17 protein-coding genes are annotated in these 19092 nt (G+C 47.6%); 10 read left to right on the top strand and 7 right to left on the bottom strand.

What is annotated here, in order from left to right:
- The 8 genes from NTW12_04215 to NTW12_04180 form a co-directional block, all read left to right on the top strand.
- Positions 1-759: ABC transporter permease (locus tag NTW12_04215; protein MCX5845551.1), on the top strand; the 759-nt coding region annotated here is incomplete at its 5' end.
- Positions 760-776: 17 nt separating this feature from the next.
- The gene (locus NTW12_04210) at positions 777-1481 is read left to right on the top strand and encodes a Smr/MutS family protein (GenBank protein ID MCX5845550.1); all 705 of its coding nucleotides are present in this window, start codon (positions 777-779) and stop codon (positions 1479-1481) included.
- A gap of 151 nt (positions 1482-1632) precedes the next feature.
- Positions 1633-2079: a hypothetical protein gene (locus NTW12_04205; protein MCX5845549.1), complete on the top strand. Its 447-nt coding sequence runs from the start codon at positions 1633-1635 to the stop codon at positions 2077-2079.
- Positions 2080-2219: 140 nt separating this feature from the next.
- A complete protein-coding gene (locus NTW12_04200; GenBank protein ID MCX5845548.1) occupies positions 2220-3059 on the top strand; it encodes a hypothetical protein in 840 nt (279 codons plus the stop codon).
- Positions 3060-3258: 199 nt separating this feature from the next.
- Complete coding sequence (locus NTW12_04195; protein ID MCX5845547.1) at positions 3259-4185, top strand: DMT family transporter; 927 nt, start codon at positions 3259-3261, stop codon at positions 4183-4185.
- Between the two features lie 140 nt (positions 4186-4325).
- Complete coding sequence (locus tag NTW12_04190) at positions 4326-5066, top strand: glycerophosphodiester phosphodiesterase family protein (protein ID MCX5845546.1); 741 nt, start codon at positions 4326-4328, stop codon at positions 5064-5066.
- A 47-nt stretch (positions 5067-5113) separates the two neighbouring features.
- Positions 5114-6274 carry a CoA-binding protein gene (locus tag NTW12_04185; GenBank protein MCX5845545.1) on the top strand — a complete coding sequence of 387 codons (1161 nt, stop codon included), beginning with the start codon at positions 5114-5116 and terminating at the stop codon, positions 6272-6274.
- Positions 6240-7055, top strand: coding sequence for an acetate--CoA ligase family protein (locus tag NTW12_04180; GenBank protein MCX5845544.1), 816 nt, complete (start codon positions 6240-6242; stop codon positions 7053-7055). The genes NTW12_04185 and NTW12_04180 overlap by 35 nt, the downstream gene beginning before the upstream one ends.
- Positions 7056-7118: 63 nt before the next feature.
- On the opposite strand, the gene NTW12_04175 is transcribed toward NTW12_04180, so the two are convergent.
- The 7 genes from NTW12_04175 to moaC form a co-directional block, all read right to left on the bottom strand.
- On the bottom strand, positions 7119-8243 hold the full coding sequence (locus NTW12_04175; GenBank protein ID MCX5845543.1) for a carbohydrate kinase family protein: 1125 nt from the start codon (positions 8241-8243) through the stop codon (positions 7119-7121).
- A gap of 63 nt (positions 8244-8306) precedes the next feature.
- Positions 8307-9656, bottom strand: coding sequence for a phosphoglucosamine mutase (gene glmM / locus NTW12_04170; protein ID MCX5845542.1), 1350 nt, complete (start codon positions 9654-9656; stop codon positions 8307-8309).
- An 11-nt stretch (positions 9657-9667) separates the two neighbouring features.
- Positions 9668-13447, bottom strand: a complete 3780-nt coding sequence (locus NTW12_04165; protein ID MCX5845541.1) for an SIS domain-containing protein — start codon at positions 13445-13447, stop codon at positions 9668-9670.
- 42 nt (positions 13448-13489) lie between these two features.
- Positions 13490-14689 (bottom strand): UDP-N-acetylglucosamine pyrophosphorylase, encoded by a 1200-nt coding sequence (locus NTW12_04160; protein ID MCX5845540.1) that lies wholly within the window; start codon positions 14687-14689, stop codon positions 13490-13492.
- A 43-nt stretch (positions 14690-14732) separates the two neighbouring features.
- Positions 14733-15047 (bottom strand): hypothetical protein, encoded by a 315-nt coding sequence (locus tag NTW12_04155; protein MCX5845539.1) that lies wholly within the window; start codon positions 15045-15047, stop codon positions 14733-14735.
- A 45-nt stretch (positions 15048-15092) separates the two neighbouring features.
- Positions 15093-15404: a hypothetical protein gene (locus tag NTW12_04150; protein MCX5845538.1), complete on the bottom strand. Its 312-nt coding sequence runs from the start codon at positions 15402-15404 to the stop codon at positions 15093-15095.
- Positions 15405-15656: 252 nt separating this feature from the next.
- Positions 15657-16136, bottom strand: a complete 480-nt coding sequence (gene moaC / locus NTW12_04145; protein MCX5845537.1) for a cyclic pyranopterin monophosphate synthase MoaC — start codon at positions 16134-16136, stop codon at positions 15657-15659.
- A 195-nt stretch (positions 16137-16331) separates the two neighbouring features.
- Here moaC and NTW12_04140 point away from each other — a divergent pair, with 195 nt between their 5' ends.
- Both NTW12_04140 and NTW12_04135 read left to right on the top strand, forming a co-directional pair.
- Positions 16332-17861: a YifB family Mg chelatase-like AAA ATPase gene (locus NTW12_04140; protein ID MCX5845536.1), complete on the top strand. Its 1530-nt coding sequence runs from the start codon at positions 16332-16334 to the stop codon at positions 17859-17861.
- 52 nt (positions 17862-17913) lie between these two features.
- Positions 17914-18990 carry a branched-chain amino acid aminotransferase gene (locus tag NTW12_04135; GenBank protein ID MCX5845535.1) on the top strand — a complete coding sequence of 359 codons (1077 nt, stop codon included), beginning with the start codon at positions 17914-17916 and terminating at the stop codon, positions 18988-18990.
- Positions 18991-19092 lie beyond the last annotated feature (102 nt).

The following is a 19092-nucleotide window of genomic DNA, read 5'->3' as shown; positions in this document are numbered from 1 at the left end:
GCGGACGGAAGCATGAGCAACATGGCCTCCATCCGGATTGCCTACTCCGTCATGGTCATTGATAAACTGAACCGCGAATTGATCAAGGAGCTCCATCCGCTCCGTATGGATTACGGCAAAATCGACGGGAGGATCAGAACCTGGTACAATCCCAACCTCGACAGCCAGCATTTCTTCGTTCCCGGCATCGTCGCCTTTGTGGTCATGCTGATCACCCTCCTTCTGACCTCCATTGCCGTCATCAAGGAAAAAGAGGCGGGGACCATTGAACAGCTCATCGTAACGCCCTTAAAGCCTGTGGAACTCATTGTGGGCAAGACAATTCCCTACATCATTATTTCACTCACCCAGATGGTCGTAGTGACGATTATTGCCGTTTTCTGGTTCCAGGTGCCCCTTTCCGGGAGTCTCGTACTCCTCTTTTTTGCCACCTGTATATTTCTTTTAAGCACCCTGGGCGTCGGTCTTTTCATTTCTACCGTTTCAAGGACTCAGCAGCAGGCCATGATGACCACCTTCTTTTTCCTCCTGCCCTTCTTCATGCTCAGCGGCTTTGTGTTCCCCATTGTCAATATGCCTGTCGTCGTGCAATGGTTGACATATCTCAATCCTTTGAGGTATATGTTGGTAATAATAAGAGGAATTTTCCTGAAAGGCGTTGGCCTCGATGTCCTGTGGCATCAGTATGCAGCTATGGCTATTCTGGGATTGGTCGTGTTTACCGGCGCCGTAAGCCGTTTCCGAAAACGCCTCGATTAAAAAAAGATGTAGGTGTCATGAATTCTTCTGATTCCTCACTAAAACATAACCCCTTCGGAGAGCTGAAAAACTTTCCCGGCAAGAAGCCGCTCCCTAGCCCGGTTTCTTCCGTCAAAGGGCAGCCTAAACGCGAACCCGCCGCCGATCCTGAAAACGACAAAAACGTTTTTCTGGAGGCCGTGCAGGATGTACACCCCATACCGAAAGATAAACATGCAAAGGGAGCTGGAATAACAAAGCCGCCGGAGAATATTAAAAATGAGCCGGAAACGGAGGCTATGGCGCAGCTTGCGAATCTTGTAGCGTATGGAGAAGGCTTCGTCATTTCCAACACACCCGAATACATCGAGGGAACAGGGTTCGACGTTCATCCTGAGTTTGCCAGGAGACTGCACCGGGGCGACTTTTCTATACAGGCCCACATCGATCTCCATGGGCTTGGTGTGGAAGAAGCAAGGCAAACATTCGAAAATTTCTTAAAAGAGTCGGTCATCTCCGGCAAAAGAGCCGTCCTGATCATCCATGGGCGTGGCCTCTCTTCGCCCGGCGAGCCCATACTGAAAAATAAGGTGAGTGAGTGGCTTACCCGCGGCCACTGGCGCAAATGGGTGATTGCCTATTCAAGCGCGCAGTCTTACGACGGCGGCACAGGCGCCACCTATGTCCTCCTCCGCCAACGCCCTATTACGAAGGGCGCAAGAAAAAGACAGTCCAAGAAATGAACTACCCCGCAGCAAACTACGAGGTAATGTCATTCCGGGCTTGACCCGGAATCCAGTATAATCATGGATTCCCGCCTGCGCGGGAATGACTTTGTATGAAGCAAGCTTCGGGGAATTAAACCCTGCGAGATCAAATAGGAGAGAGAAGCGGATGGAACATACTTTTTTGTTTCAAGAAGGAATCTGGATTGCCCGTGGTTATTATTTTGATGACAAGGATTGTGCTTTACCGCTTGAGGGGATGACCAGAATCACACACATGGAAGGATTGTGGATCAATATAGGAGAGATGGAAATCAAAGCAGGAGATAAATCGATTAAGTTTTCCAATCGCAATGAAATCGTTCCTTTCGAAGAAGACAAGAGCCAAACGACATGGGAATCCCTTAACCCTGACATGGGAACTCTCCTGGGCCGGTTTATCATCGTGGATGATACAATTCTTTCCACCTGTCATGCAAAAAGCGGTGGATACACCGGAACGGAATTCCTTCTAAAGGTCAGTGACACGCATTATAAAAACAGAGGGGTTCTTTTGAAAGGAAACGACAAGTTGTCGTCCTGGAGTATGGATCTGCGCAAGGCATCATCGTTGTAACGGCAATGTTTATCTGCATTCGGAGGTTTCATAAAACATTTCAGAAAACGGCTTGATTATGTGGCGCGTTTCCTGTAAATATCTTAAATATCTCATCAATAAGAGACTGCTCTGAAGCCTGGTCAATGGAGAAAGGGATAATGTTGAAAGTCATTGACGACGAAACTGCCATTAAAAAATACAGGCGACAGTTCATAAAAAGTTTCAAACCTTTCATCGATGAAAAAATCCCTGTCAATCTGGGCCACCCCGGTGGAACGGTTAAGGCGAACGTTTCCTGGTCAAATACACTGGGCATCTGGATATTTCAGGAAAAGATATCCGATAGCCGATACTGGCATGCCTTCGGGACGGGAAAACCATCCGGATCATCACACATCCCGATTAACTGTGAAATTAATTTTCCCAAAAACGGCATAGACAGGCGGATTGGCGGTGCAATAGCAGCTGATCGTGATGGCCAAATTTTTGTGGTACACAGGGGTAAGATCGGCGGCGGTAAAAAGGGAGTGGGCAAGACCCTGTTTGAAGATCATTACCGTGGTGTGTGGACAGTAATGGAAGACGGCACTGTTGAAACCACAGTGGCCTTAATCGGTGTTTTGAGCTCTCCCCGCTTTGTCAGACAAGTTACTCAGTTTGTCCGCAAAGTTAACAGGATTAAAGACCTCACTTCTCAATCCTCTCAATTGGAAATGACCTTCGATGAACTCCTTTTTAGAGAAGAACTTGTCGGTAAGACATATGACGAGGTTACGCATGATCCAAAGACTCAATGCGATCATGGCCTGATTGTCATACTTTTACTCAACAATACCGACCTGCCGGAACGCCCCCGCCTGATCCTCACCGCTCCCAAAGCCATTGATCAATCCCTTGAAACAAAACTGAAAAAACTGGGGATTAGTATCCTTGAATACGAATGGCAAGAGAATCACGCAGTGTTCCCCCGTCTTTCTGCGCTGATTTGCGAAAGCTAAGATTGACGTCCCCCTTTGCAAAAGGGGGATGCAGGGGGATTTTCCACGCGATTATCAAATCCCCCCTACCCCCCCTTTTTCTAAAGGGGGGAACACATGGAATCTATTTTCGTAGTAATGACAATATGCTGTAGATACACCATTTCTTCGAACAATCAACAGATGATGTATTTTTTCAAATCAGATAATTTTGCATGAAATGAAAGCATCAGAAACAGGTCATCCATATTTTCTCCTTTTCCTTGTAATCCTTATTTGGGGTATCAACTTTATAGTCGGGCGCTGCCTTTCGTCTCCGGTCCTCTTCGGGTATGTTCATATTTCCGGTGTCCTCTTAGGGTTTTTACGTTATGTTGTGGGAGCCATTACCATGATCCTGATCCTGTTTTTGCAAAAGGGACGTCTTTCTCAAATATGCAGGCAGATGAAACCCTACGTCAAGTTGTTAGGAATCAGCATTCTGGCCTCTTCAATATTTGTCTTATCCGCTAATCAAAGCCAGGCATATGTCAGCTCAGGGACAACGTCTATCATCATCAACTTATGTCCTGCTCTGGTGCTGATCTATGGTATAGTATTCCTTGAAGAGAAATTGACGATAAAAAAAGCAGTCGGGTTTACGCTTGGGTTCCTCGGCGGCCTCTTATTTCTTTATAATTCCCTTAAATCAAACAGTGGTCCTCATGTGGATTTGGGTATTTTTCTTTCAGCGATCGCTATGATTGCCTGGGCAGGATATACTATCACGTTGCATTACCTGGGGGGTGTAAATCGAGTGGCGGTACTCAGTATTCAACTAACCGTCTCGTCTGTGTTGATTGTTCCATTTTTGGGGATTTATATGATGACAGCGCCACTGGAATTCATAGTAGACATCTGGTCAATACTGGGGGTCTTGTTCTGCGGCGCCGTTTCTTCCGGCATTGCCTACATTCTCTATTTCAAAACAATTGAGGCCATAGGAGCACCCAAATCGTCATCCTTCCTGTTTTTGATTCCTTTTGTCTGCTTGCTTGGGGATGTGATGCTTAATGAACTTCCCCCGCCGGTCACACTTATTGGAGGTGTAGTGGCAATCCTGGGAGTTGCTTTGATTAAGAAGGATAGCCATGCGGTAGAGAAATAGGGACATCCGCCTTGATACATCCCTTTCATCATCATCGGCGGCGCTCCCCACATTTTGTGGTCATTATTCCATTGACTCACAAGGCCGCTTTTCTTATACTTCCCCCACGAAAAAGAAAGTTCTTATCAAACGTACTTGCTATGAAAAAGCTCCTCTGTTTTGCCCATCGCGGCGCGGCTGGACATGAACCGGAAAACACGCTCTCCGCGGTAGAGAAAGCCATTGTTCTGGGTGCGGACTGGATCGAAATGGATGTGTTTGCCGTGGAGGGAAAGTTGCTTGTCATTCACGATGAAAGGCTCGAACGCACAACAAACGGCGCCGGCTATGTGATGGACAAGACATTTGAATATCTGCGATCCCTTGATGCGGGCAAAGGCCAGCGCATTCCCACTCTTGGCGAGGTTTTCGATTGCGCTGATCGCAGAGTCGGAATTAATGTTGAACTCAAAGGTCCTGAAACAGCCGGTTTGACTGTTTCTCTTATCAATGAGTACATAAGGAAGAAGGGCTGGAATTACGATCAGTTCATTGTATCTTCGTTCAATCATCGTGAGTTATTGAACGTCAAAAGACTTGATTCCCACATGAAGATCGGCATAATCATCGGTGGTCTTCGCCGTCACTATAAAAAATTTGCCCAACGTTGTGCCGCATACTCCGTGCATCCCCGTATTGACCTCGTAAATGAAGAATTCCTGAGGAGCGCACATCAGCGTGGCCTTAAAGTGTTTGTCTATACCGTCAATCAGCCTGACGACATCGCACGATTGGAAGCGATGGGGGTTGACGGCGTCTTTACAGACTTTCCTGAACGTGTTATTTTACCGGCACTCAGGCGGCAGGATCATCAGGGCGGAACAGGGAAATCAAAATTATGACGGATTGTTCAAACTGTTAATTTTAAAAGAATAGTGAGTGTATACAGATGCAGAAATTTCTTGACCCGGCTTCAGTGGCTCTCATCGGCGTTCCGCGTAACACCGGCAATGGTTCTTTCAACAACGCGGAAACATTACTGCGTTATGGCTTTGAAGGTAAGATCTTCCCCATAAATCCAAACGCCAGGGAAATTTGCGGCCTGAAGGTGTATCCTTCAATCGCCGATGTCCCGGAAACGGTCGATTTAGCGGTGATATCTGTTGGAAGAGAACGGGTTATCCCGATGCTGGATCAGTGTATTTCGGCGGGTGTCAAACGGGTAGTCATCATTACTCAAGGTTTTGCCGACGCCGATCGAAAAGGCAAGGAAATGCAGGAGGAAATCGAAAGAAAGGCCAAAGCAAACAGCGTTCGAATCCTGGGTCCCAATACAATGGGAGTTGCAAACAACTTCAGAAAATTCACTACCGCATTTATTGATCTGGTCCGTCCCGAGATATTTTCACCGGTTTCGCTGATTGCCCAAACGGGAGTTATTCAGGTTGCATCGCAGAACATGGCGTACAAGCATTGGGGAAAGGCAATCGACATCGGTAACGGTTGCGACGTTGATGTGGTGGATTCCCTCGCTTATCTCGCCACCGACCCGGAAACCAAGGTTATTGTCATTTACATGGAAGGGATGAAACGGGGCGCTGATTTTCTGAAGCTCGCGTCACAAGTAACCCTTAAGAAACCGGTTATCGTCTATAAATCAGGCCGCAGCAAGGCAGGGGCGAAAGCGGCTCTTTCTCATACGGGGTCATTGGTGGGAGAAGATCATGTCTTTGATGCTGTTTGCAAGCGGGCCGGTATAATCCGGATAAAAAACGGATCTGAAATGACCGATGCGATTCGCGCCCTTCTTGTCATGGAAGAGATGGAAGGTCCGCGACTTGGAGTGGTGACCGTCACCGGAGCCGGCGGAATCATTACGGCGGATGCTTGTGAAGAGTACGGCCTTACGTTGGCAAAAATTCCCGAAGGGTTGGCGGATAGACTCACAGCAGGTATACCGGACTGGATTCCTGTAAGCAATCCGATAGACATCTGGCCGATTGGAATGATTGGCGGTAAGTATACCCAGGCAGTCAACACAGCACTGACGGAATTGCTGCGCTCCGATGAAGTGGATGGAGTACTGGGCACCCGGTGTGGCCTGTTTTAATACCATAGAACAGGCAGTCCAGGGGCTGTCGTTCTGCTACAACTATCACCAGGCGAAGAATCGGCATGTCCCCGTTCAAAAGACGTTTTCCATCGATCCGGAAAAATTACTGCCTCTTGCTGAAAAGGGCAGATCGCAGAAGCTGTTGATCGGAGAGGAGGCGCTGCACGTATTGGATCTGTTTGGCATCCCCGTTGTCAAAAGCGGTATCGCACAAAGCCGCGAAGAATTGGAAACCGTCGCCTCAACAATGACCTACCCGCTGGTACTCAAGGTGACCGGGGCCGCCTTCCTTCACAAGACGGAATGGGGGGGCGTTGTGACCGGAATCAAAAACCTGGAGGAACTGATTCGCGCCTTTGACCGGGTCGTTGAAAACGTTCACAGCCATCGACGGGATGCAAACGTTGAGGCCTTTCAGATTCAGGAGCAGATAGAGGGGCATGAATTGCTTCTGGGCTTGAAGAAAGACCCGCAATTCGACCACATCATCGCCTGCGGCCTGGGTGGTGTTTATACAGAGGTCTTCAAGGACATCAGTTACGCTATCGCCCCTGTTGATCATAAAGAGGCGGACGAGATGCTTGCATCTCTCAAAATAGCGCCGATACTGAAAGGGTTAAGGGGTGAGGCAGGAATTGACTGGAACGGTTTTGTTGAAATTATGGAAAGACTATCATTTCTTGCAAGCACACTATCCGGTATCTCGGAATTGGACATCAACCCTGTTATCGCAACAAGCACTCAATGTATTGCCGTAGATGTCCGGATCATGTGGTAAATTGGAAGGAAGTGTGTTATCCGTTCAGATTCAAAGGAAAACAACGAATCAGCGAAAAAGGGTTCAGCAGTACATGAGGTCCATCATATCGAGCATCGGCCCGGCAGCTTTTTTCTCGATGATCCTTACCGGTGTCTGATGGTCTCCGCCGAGATCCTGCAAGAAGGTTTCCAAGGCCGTTCTATCAGGGCAACAGCCGGAGCCGCCATAGGTGGTACAGGCGAAGGAAGCCCAGATTCCTGCCTCGGTCATTGCCTTACGGAAATCATCAAAGTTAAAAGCCTTTTTCCCGTTGAGATGAAAGGTGAGACCGGCAGCAAAGGCATCGCCGGCGCCCGTGGGGTCAATAACCCTGTCCGGGGGAAGAAGGGGCAGACAATAGATAAGGCCGTCCTTACCATCGCCGTAAGTGCCAAGGGTGCCGAACCGGTCCATGGTTATAATGCCATTAATCTTCCTGTCTGTAAACCATTCGATGATCTCCCGCAGGGAGGGGGCGTGCCCTTCTTTTTTCATCAGGTTCTTGAACTCCCACACATTCATCTGAATAACCGCTGCCTGCCGGAAGGCGTCTTCCCAGAACCCAATGCCTAATTCGATCTGGCTGTGGCCGAGGTTGAGGAATATGGGTGCTTTTCCTTGCCAGCGGTCTATGATATAGCGGGTGCATTCACCGGGTATGTGGGGATGCCCGTTGCTTTTGTCGCTATAGATATGACCGATCATGATGGCCCCCGGCGTGATCCCAAGACGGAATTCAATATCGTGGAAGCGTTTTTCAAGGTGGCGCCGGAAGTCTTTTCCCTCGGCAAATTTTTCAGAAAAGACCGTAGTCTGCGATTGGTTGACAAGGATCGTGGAACGGGGGGTTCGGATGTTGGGCACAAAGAATTGACGAGGAGCAAGGAACTTTTCTAATTTGGGAGAGAAGGGGATTTTTTCGGCAGCGACGATGATGCTTTCCCGAATCAAATTCCCCAGGGGGTCGTTGCCGATGGGCAAGATTGGCAAAACTTCAATGCCGACGGCAAGCATCCTGAGGGTGTAGTTTAAGCCGCTTCCCCCCAGGCTTTGTTCCTGCTGAATGACATGTTTGCCGCCCATTTGAAGGTGGACGTCGCAACGGAGGATACTTTCAAAGGCGCCGCTGCCGATAGCAACAACGGGCGGCCGGTTTTTCTTGGACACTGGCATTAATTACCTGTAATCAAAATAGTTTGTGACCTTTGAAAAACACCCTTTACGGGACTGTCAGCCGATCACCTTTTTTACCACCTCTGCCACTTGCCGGCAATATCTCTCTGTTTCCTCGTCCGTCGGCCCTTCCACCATGACCCGGCACATGTTCTGCGTTCCCGAGTAGCGGACCAGAACCCTTCCCTTTTCGCCGAGGGTGTCTTCCACCGCCTTGATGGCCTGGACAATCTCCGGCACCGTGTTAATGTCCGGTTTGGACTTTACATCAATGTTGATCAGTTTCTGGGGGAAGACGGTCATGATCTTTGCCAGCTCGGAGAGGGGTTTTTTCTCCTCCAGCATGGCGGTAAGTAACTGGATTGCCGTCAGAATGCCGTCCCCCGTGGTGTGTTCCCGGAGGAAGATCAGGTGACCTGAATCTTCGCCCCCGATGGAAGCCCCTCGTGCCTTCATCTCTTCGAGGACATAACGGTCCCCCACCTTGGTGGCGACCATATCGATCCCCAGGGACTTCAGGGCCTGACCAAGGCCGAGGTTGCTCATCACTGTAGCGACGACCAGGTTATTGGTCAGCCTCCCCTTTTTCTTCATGACGCCGGCGCAGACGGCCATGATCCGGTCCCCCGTCAGGACATTGCCCTTTTCATCCACGGCGATCAATCGGTCTCCGTCGCCGTCAAAGGCAAATCCCACGTCGGCTTTTCTTTTTATCAATTTTTCCACCAGCATTTCGGTATGTTGTGATCCGCAACGATCATTGATGTTGGAACCGTTCGGTTGGTCGAAGCGGGCCGTCACTTCAGCCCCAAGCTCCATGAAAGTCTGGGGGGCGACGCGGTAAGTGGCGCCATTGGCGCAATCCAGTTCGATCTTCATCCCCTCGAGGGTAAATTCCTTTGGAAAGGCACTCTTCAGGAATACGATATATCGGTCCCTGGCCCCTTCGATCCGGTAGGCCTTGCCCAGTTCTTCAGGGGAAGGATGGAGGGTATGCATGACATTTTTGAGGAGCAGTTCTTCGATTTCCAGTTCTGTATCGTCGGGAAGTTTATAGCCGTCATTCGAGAATATCTTGATGCCGTTGTCCTGGTAGGGGTTATGGGACGCAGAGATGACGATGCCGGCATCGGCCCGCATGCTCTGTGTGAGAAAGGCGATTGCCGGCGTCGGCATGACTCCGACCATGATGGCGTCAACACCCATGGAGCAGATTCCGGATACCAGAGCGTTTTCGAGCATATAGCCGGATATCCGCGTGTCTTTACCGATGATAATTTTAGGCCGATGATCCTTGCGCTTGAAATAGTAGGCCGTCGCCTTGCCGACGTTCAGAGCAAACTCCGCCGTCATCGGGTATTCGTTGGCCACCCCTCTGATTCCATCTGTCCCAAACAGTTTTCCCATGAATCGTCTCCTTAGATACCGCTCCCTTCTTCTACAGACTTTCTAATCTGACCGGCAATTACCTCCGCCGGTTCACCGAGGAGAACCCCCGTGGAAATCGTTTCCAGATAACGGTCATCCCACGGGAGATTATATTCGTTAACCATATTGCGGATGTCGTTATACTGGTAGCCTAAAACTTCTTTCTTTTCCTTCACTGAAAGCGCTTCATTAAATTCACTATGGATTAGAAGCAGATTCTGTACGCCCCCCCTGTCTCCCAGAAGGGGTAGAACGACTATGGAAGCGCTGTCAGATTTTCCCCGGCCAACATAAATATGGCCGGTACTCACTATGGTCCTTTTTGTTCCCATTAAAATATGAGAATTTTCCGCCCTCGATTTCATTGTAAGGGAGATGCCCCCCCTTTTTTTGATTGTTATTGTTGATATATCAACGGGATTCCCTTCCACGTCCAGGTTACTAATATCATAGAGGGTATAACCATGTATGGCAGCAATTGCCGGTTGAATCCTCGTGATGGTTAAAGCATTTTTGGATACGAGGGCTTTCATGGTAAATTCCAGTTCCCGTAAGAGGTTAAAGATAATACCCCGGACAGGCTGTTCCTTCCTGCTTGTTCCGACGGTAACAGTTTTGGCCTGATGCCTGATGGCATCAATCGGTCGGGAAAGCTCATCTATTGAATGACCGATAGAGATGTCAAGCAGTTCGATTGGGGAGGAAAGACCCTCTTCTCTCTTGAAATCACGCCAGTAATCTTCGAGGGGCAGCTTCCCTGCAGCATACTTAAGAAGAAGAACGATATCGGATATTGTATTTACGTTGGTGAACGAGAAGGCGCCATCACCCCTCTTCTGATTGAACTCGCTGGAAAAGTCCCTGACCATTCCCCGGTAATTCCTGTCGGCAATCCTTTCGTAAATGGAATAATTTTTTTTCTCATGTTCCGCCATTATCTGATTTAATTGACTTCTGAACTCCCTGAGAAACGCGGCATCTTCGTTAATGCTGCAGGCGGCATAATAACCCCAGAGATGCCCGGCCAGGGTATTGAGAATTACGGGCATGGGCATTGGCGCTCTGGGTACCTCAATCACCGCATCGGCAACACTGTTGAAGCGGTCCTCACCCTCATCGGCGAAAACGACGACTCCCGCCCTGTGTGCCTTGAAGATTGCAACATCTTTGATAATATCACCCGTCACGGTTTCCGGGCTGCCAGCCGCACAGACTATGATCAGGGGCTCGGCGGACAGGTCAATATGCTTTTTATTTTCTATAAAATCCGAAGAGATCGTTTTATAACACAGCTCGCTTAACTTAATCCTGATTTCATCTGCCGCCGCCTTGTTCGGTCCGCTTCCGACAACAGCCCAGTACCTCCTCTGTTTTGCAAGTATTTCGACAGATTGCCTGATTTGTGCTTTTTTCTCGATAACCCTGCTCATCATGTTCGGCGCCTGTTCGAGGTTGAGAAGCTCCTCCGCAATGAAATCATCGGAAACATTTTTAAGAAGCTGGGCAATGCACAACGCCAGGACGTGACCGGCTATAACCTGGGAGTAGAAAGCCTTGGTTGAAGCTACAGACATTTCGATGTCCCTGCCGTCGCTCGTGTAAAAAACCCCGTTTGCCTTGCTGGTTATGTCGGATTGCCTCCTGTTGACGATGGCGATGACTGTCGCCCCCCGTTCCACGGCCATTGCTACGGCGCGATTGGTGTCTGTCGTCGTCCCCGACTGTGTAATAGGGATAACCAGTGTATCTTTCAGGTCATCTTCCAGAAAAAACCCGCTCAGTTCAGATGCAACCTTGGCTTCAATTTTGATGTGAGTGCCTTTTAGATATCTCAGCAGGCTATCGGTAACTGCCTCGCCTGCAACAGCCGCCGTACCGTGACCGATTACAATAATATTCCTGATTTCTCCCCGTGCGAGAGCGTGTCTGAATTTTTCCGGTATGATATCCTGGCCGAGATTGAATATAACTGAGTATCTCCCGTTTTCTTTCTTTACAATCCGGTACTTGCCCCGTAATGTTTTTCTTACGGAAAGCATTGATTCAGAGATCTCTTTCAGGAAATAGTGTGGATTTTCTCCCCGATCGATATCGCGGGTCGTGATTTCCGCCTTTTGAACGGAATCAGCTCCAATACTTAAAGCCGTCCCGTCGTAGAAGAGGGAGTTAATCCCTGAAACGCCCCCGTGTGAGTCCTGGTCAAGGATAAATATCTGGCCCGACGTTTCAGGGGCATCGGGTGTGGAAGGTTTCTCACCGTCCATCTTAAGGAAAAACGGGGTCCCCTCAACAAGACCGTACAGTTCTGATGAAAATATATACTGATCTGGGGCAATTCCGACATAAATGGATTGACCGCTGCCCTTGAGGGCAAGAAATATCTTTCCCGGTACCGCATTGCTGACCATCGCAATGGCATGGGACCCTTCAAAGTCATTCACGGCCAATCTGAATGACTCCGTGACATCATGTCCTCTTAACAGATACTTTTCAATTTGCAGGGGAATGATTTTCGTATCAGTCGTAATATGGGGTGCAATAAGGTCTTTACCTCCCTCAAGGTCATTGCGAAGGGATTGATAATTATCGATGTCCCCATTGAGGACAACGCTGATGAACCAGTTTCCCTCACCGTAATGAGGGTAATTTTTCGTGACTTCCGGCGATGCGGCACCCTGTGAGGGTATAGTTTCGCCAGGGGTAAAATTATTGACCGGATGGCAGTTATCATCCGTAATGGAACCCACCGATGCCCATCGTGTATGGGATATGAATGTCTCAAATTTTGTTTTCTGTCGTGAAAATTCCAGAAATATTTGATCCTGGGAGATAAATTTCCTCAGGTCCCTGACATTTTGACCAAGTTCACCGATGATGGACGATGTTTTATACACGAATGACAGAGCAATCCCATCGCTCTGCATTTTTTTCATGGAGGGGGTTTCAGACGAAAGACAGATTGAACCATTGAACAAATCACATGGCCTCGTTCTCCTGGCAAAATCATCGTACAGACCTTTCTCTTTGAGGACCTTCAAGACTTCCTCAAATGCTGTACTGTCACGAAAGGTAAAGGATATCTGGATTCCTGCTGAATCCCTTCCTCTGACCTCCAATCTGTCAAGACAATTCAGGAGAAAATTGATCTTCTTATATTTTATAAATGATTCGGGAGATATTTCATCAACTCCACCCGCTCCTGCTAAGCTCACAATTCTGCCGAAATTATCGTGAACATCTTTCTCAAGACTCCAGATGATATCCTTCATCAGGATATGCCTACTGTTTATTGTTTCCATGTCGCCGGTGGAAAAATTACCCGCGTTTTCTTCGAGGCACTTTTCTTCTTCCGCAAAAAATGCCTTCATTTTTTGCGTAAGGTCTGAAAGTTGCGCCGTCTTTAGGGAATTAAAAAAAATGTGCTGGAAAGAAACATCTTTTTTTAACTGGAGAAGAGTTTCTTCCATCCCTTCCAGATACCCGTTTCCTCCTAAATAGTGAACCGGCGTGGCGGCGCCGGACAGTATGGCCTTCATTTCCTTTTTCTTGATTTCCCTAAAGAGCCGTGTAAACTTTTCGATAAGATCGGTTTGCTCAGCCTTATCGCTCCCCTTGATGGTCAGGATACCGGCAAAGCCGCAGCAAATGACATTAGCAAGTAAAGGGAAAAAGACAATCGAGTACTGTGGCGCCGTACGCATGTCAACCCCGACATATATCTTCCATTTCTTCAGATAATTAATTGTTTCGGTGTACCATTGCTTCAACATTTTTATATACGCTATCTTGTATTTCCTTTCCTGTTTATACCATCAGGATCTGTGAGACGGCAAATGGCCTGATGCTGTACCGCTAATATGATCTACGATTTTTTGCAGCCACGCCGTTCCCAGAACCGATACCTCTTTGTCCAGACCCTGAATGACTTTTATGTAATCGCTGTTATCCTTCATTTTTTCATGAATGATTGTGATAAATGCATCCCGATTTTTTATATTAACGCTTGTTTCCAACCCACCGGTAAAAGTCGCCTCGATTTTTGACCAATTTTCACAGAATTCCTTCTTTTGCCGGAAAAGGTTTTCATGTTCGCTTTTCCCCAAAATATTCTTACCCAGTTCAATGGATGTTTCCATTTTTTCAGAAAGGGCTTTAAATCGTTTTACTCTTTCCTCAACGGCACCATCAAGCTTATCCATAACCCCGGCATACAGTTCCGTACCCATATCCTTCTGCCGGAAAAAGGGTTGTCGAACATGGACATACCACTGCCTGAGGGCTAAAAGGTTGGCAAGGTAGCAGATGTTGTTATAGACACGCCGCTTGATATGTCTGTAAAAACCTGTTTGAAAGAATTCTTCTTCAACGGTAACGCCTTTTTCGGCAACTAACGTATTCCCTTCAGGGCAATCCCTCCGAAAAACCGTTCCCGCGGCGATCACGGTACCATAACCGATCCTGACCGGGCCAACCATACCACCCTGACCTCCCAAAAAAATAGGAGGCTGGTTCAGCATAACACCTCTGGGTATATCGCCGATAAGGGAAGGTGTGGCTTTATCCTGATGTGGGGTATAATTGAAATGTATATATGAACTGCCAACTTCGCTGTGATTTTTTCGGCTCGTTCCACCTGCCATGAAACAGTCACAAAAGTTGATGAGGCTGCCAAGGGTTACAAAGGGGAAAAGAATAGTTTGCTTTAATCCGACGGTATGGCCCGCACTTGCTTCTTCCTCTAATATACACCCTTCCCTTACCTGTGCGCCGCAACCCATGTTAGACTTTTCAAGAAAGGCAGATGATTTGAAAAATCCGCCCTTTAGTTCAACATGCTCTCCGATTTGACAATCAACGACGGTAGCCGGTGCTTCATATCCCAGCCTGGCTCCCCGGGAAATCAGGGTTTTTGCCCCATAAATCCTGGTTCCGGGATAGAGTATTACACCATCACCGGAAATCCTGTCGAGATTTATTTCTTCCCCGATATCTATAGAAAAAGGGGCCGGCATCTTGACCCCCTGTTCCATCAGCTTAATCACTTTATGTGACAACTTAACTTCTGCTTTCACAGTTCATGCCCAGTTTGTCCATTTTTTTCTGGAATGTATTCCGGTTGATTCCAAGGTAATTGGCCGCGGTACTTTTCACATTACCGGTACGTCTTAGCGCAATCCTGAAAAGACTCCTTTCAACCATGGTCAGCACTTCTTCATACAATCTGCTTTTTCCTTTTTCCCCTTCATCAACTGACCACAGGAGCGTAGCAATATCTTCGAGCTTTTTTTCGATGGTCTCTTCGAGAATTGACGATGGCATTGCCTGAACGTTCTTAACCGCCGCAACGGATTCCATATTTTTACGTTTCATAATAGCCGCGGGTCCTTTCTTTCATGCCTTTGTTGTGAAGAGAATTTAAGAGGTAACCAGCTTAATGGTTATGATTCCTATGAGAACCATCGCCGTAACCCATGTCATGATGATATCCGAGATATTTTTTACAGGATGTTCAATCTGGTTCCTGACGTCCTCTTCGACCATTTCCTTGTCGATATGATCAACAACATCCCTGACGAGGAATGAATAATTTTCATAGGCGTTGGACAGGATATAGAACCCTTTTACTGTAGTCAACAGGAGATATACCTTTTTGCGGAGGATCATAGCACCAACATGAGTAATATCCCCCCAGGAGAATTCCTTTTTTCGCAGGAATTTCGTGATCATAATGCCCTGATCTCCCGTTCGGACTCCTCGGGACAAGGATTCGAAAAAGACATAAAGGACAGGTATGAAAATAACGGTAAGTACGATCCTTTCCAAGTGGAAACCCTTCCAGAAGAGAGACAGCAATAGAAGGAAAAAGAGAAGAAAAACATCGATAGCATAGGGAATTACAAATGATCTTCTGATTCTGTAAATGTTTTGATACATAACGTACATTAAAGGCAGATTGATGTTTACCTGCGAATATCTCTTCTAAACATCTCTAACAAAGGGACCGCTTTTGCCGCCGTGTTTTGAGATTAATTTGATGTCGGCAATTACAATATTCTTATCGGCAGATTTGCACATATCATAAATTGTCAGGGCCGCTACACTGACTGCCGTCATAGCCTCCATCTCCACACCCGTTCTCCCTACATTTTTCACTTTTGCTTCAATCGTAATTTCACCCAATTCGGCATTACTTATAAACGTAATATCAATCCCCGTCAGTTCTAAAGGGTGGCACATAGGGATCATTTCGCTTGTTCTCTTGGCTGCCATAATTCCCGCAATCTTTGCTACACCAAAAACATCTCCCTTGGGCATATCTCCCTTCTCGATGAGATTTACTGTATCCCGGCGCATCAGGACCTTTCCACGGGCAACGGCCTCCCGTGCCGAAGGTTCCTTCAGTGTCACATCAACCATCTTGGCCTTGCCTTTTTCATCAAGGTGGGAAAATTCAGCCATTGCTCCTCCTGACCATCACTGTAAAAATGAGCGATAAAATTAGCATAGCCCATCTGCTCAAGTCAAGAAGGTTAAAAAAATACTTTTCGGAAAGAAATATCTTGCTATCAGAGGACTTATTTTATAATATTTTCGCCTACTCACAGAGAATATCCATTCCCATTACGCATAAAGAACATTTTCAGGGAGCGCGGATTGATTGTAAAGGTCCTCAGCAGCACCGTTGTCGGTATAGATGCATATCCGGTTGATGTGGAGGTGGACATCTCCCCGGGCCTTCCTCAATTTTCAACAGTAGGACTTCCGGATGCCGCCGTCAAGGAAAGTAAAGACAGGATCAAGGCGGCTATCAAAAATTCCGGATATAGATTTCCCAGGAACCATGTTACCGTAAATCTCGCACCTGCGGACATTAAAAAAGAAGGAACCGGTTTCGATCTTCCCATCGCCGTAGGTATTCTGACAGGCGAAGGATGTATCGAATCAAATAACCTTCTGGACTATACCTTGATCGGAGAACTGTCTTTAGACGGGAGCATCAAGGGCGTTGATGGAGCCCTATCAGCCGCCCTTCTGGCAAATGAGATGGGGAAAAGGGGTATCATTGTGGCAAGAGAAAATGCCGATGAAGCCGCCATGGTTGAATCTATCGATGTTATTCCCGTCGATACCCTTTCGGATGTCGTGGAATTTCTTAATAGCAGGAAGGAGATAGAGCCGTTAACGCTGGACATAGCCGATATATTCGATAAATGTCTCACATATCCTTTCGATTTCAGCGAAATTCGCGGACAGGAACACGCCAAAAGAGCTTTGGAAATTGCCGCCGCCGGAGGGCATAATATTATTATGATCGGCCCACCGGGATCGGGGAAGACGATGCTTGCCCAGCGACTCTCTACCATACTTCCCGATCTGACTTTTACTGAAGCTATTGATATTACGAAGATCTTTTCTGTTGCCGGGCTTCTCAATAAAAAGAGAGCCATTTTAGGAACAAGGCCTTTTCGAACTCCCCACCATACGATTTCAGATGCCGGACTTGTGGGAGGGGGACATACTCCCCGACCGGGGGAAATCAGCCTCGCCCACAACGGAGTGTTGTTTCTCGATGAACTGCCGGAATTCAGGAGAAATGTCCTCGAGGCATTAAGACAGCCATTAGAGGATGGGCATATTACCATCACGCGGTCTTCCACCACGGCCACCTATCCGGCACAATTTATGCTCGTGGCGGCAATGAACCCCTGTCCCTGCGGCTATTATGGAGACCAGACAAGGGTGTGTCGATGTACCCCGCAGCAGATCCGGCAGTATCAGGCGAGGATATCGGGTCCTCTCTTAGACAGAATCGATATTCATATCGATGTCCCGTCCGTCCGATATAGAGACCTCACGACTAAATCTTCCGGTGAATCCTCCGGTGCTATCAAGGAAAGAATAGACCGCGCAAGATTCATGCAAAAAAAGAGATTCGAAGGCGAGAATACACAATTCAATGCCCGGATGTCCGACAAACAGATAAAGGTATATTGCACCATTGATGAGGATTCCCAGAAGCTTATTGAAATGGCCATAGAAAAACTCGGGCTCTCCGCCCGTGCTTATACCAAGGTATTAAAAGTCGCCAGGACTATTGCGGATATCGACGAAGAAGAAAAAATACGCTCCAGCCATGTCGCCGAGGCCATCCAGTACAGAAACCTTGATAGAAAAATGATTTAGTGGTAAAGAACTCTGCCATGCGGATGTTTAATGTATAAAGGGAGATGAACATATGGAAATAAAAATTGTTACAGTGGAACCAGAGAAAATGAAGGCGAAACCTTCAGACGAATCGAAGCTGGGGTTCGGGAAAATATTCACGGATCACTTCTTTACAATGCAATACCACGCGGATCGCGGCTGGTACAATGCCATGATTGAACCCTACCGGCTTATATCCCTGGAGCCAACGGCCATGTGTCTTCATTACGGACAGGAAATATTTGAAGGACTGAAGGCTTACAGGGGGAAAGATGATCAAATCTTTCTCTTTAGGCCTTATGAAAACATTAAACGCATGAATACCTCAGCCGAAAGACTTTGTATGCCCAAGGTCGATCCGGAATTATTTATGACTTCCCTGAAAAAACTGGTACTTATGGAAAAGGATTGGATTCCCCGGACTCGAGGGGCATCTCTCTATATCAGGCCGACGATGATTGCGACAGAAGCGGCCTTGGGGGTGCACGACGCCAATGAATACCTTTTTTTCATTGTCGTGGGCCCGGTGGGTGTCTACTATCCCCAGGGATTCAGTCCAACCAGTATGTATGTAACTGATGATTATGTCCGGGCTGTGCGGGGAGGGATAGGAAACATTAAAGCCGCCGGCAATTATGCCGCCAGTCTTCTGGCGAGCAAGGTGGCTATGGAAAAGGGATTTACACAGGTGCTTTGGCTGGATGCGATCGAGAGAAAGTATATAGAAGAGGTGGGGACAAGCAATGTCTTTTTCTTCATCGGCGACGAGCTGATAACGCCGCCCCTCGGTGGAAGCATCCTCCCCGGCGTGACCCGCAATTCCATCATTCAGATTGCCAGAAGCTGGAATATTTCCGTTTCTGAGAGACCCATCTCAATGGACGAAATCCTGGACACCACTTCCAATGGCACACTGAAGGAGGCTTTTGCCTCCGGGACGGCGGCAATCGTTTCCCCGATCGGAAAAATTTCTTACAGGGAACGAGCGATCATCATTAATGAAGGAAAAACAGGTAATCTCACAGAAAAATTATACAATGAAATCCTGCAGATACAATACGGCGAAAAAGATGACCCGTTTGGCTGGAGAGTGCCTGTATCGGACTAAAAATAGCCCATGGGTGAAGGATATTGCTCTTTATACAGGCACTTGGAATTGAAATCCACAGACGTGTTGAAAAGGTTGTTGATAACGATGTTGATAACACTT

The organism is Deltaproteobacteria bacterium (assembly GCA_026388545.1).
In the GTDB taxonomy this organism is placed as follows: Bacteria; Desulfobacterota; Syntrophia; order Syntrophales; family UBA2185; genus JAPLJS01.
The sequence above is the reverse complement of the archived record's forward strand: the minus strand, read 5'-3'. Positions and strand labels throughout refer to the sequence as shown.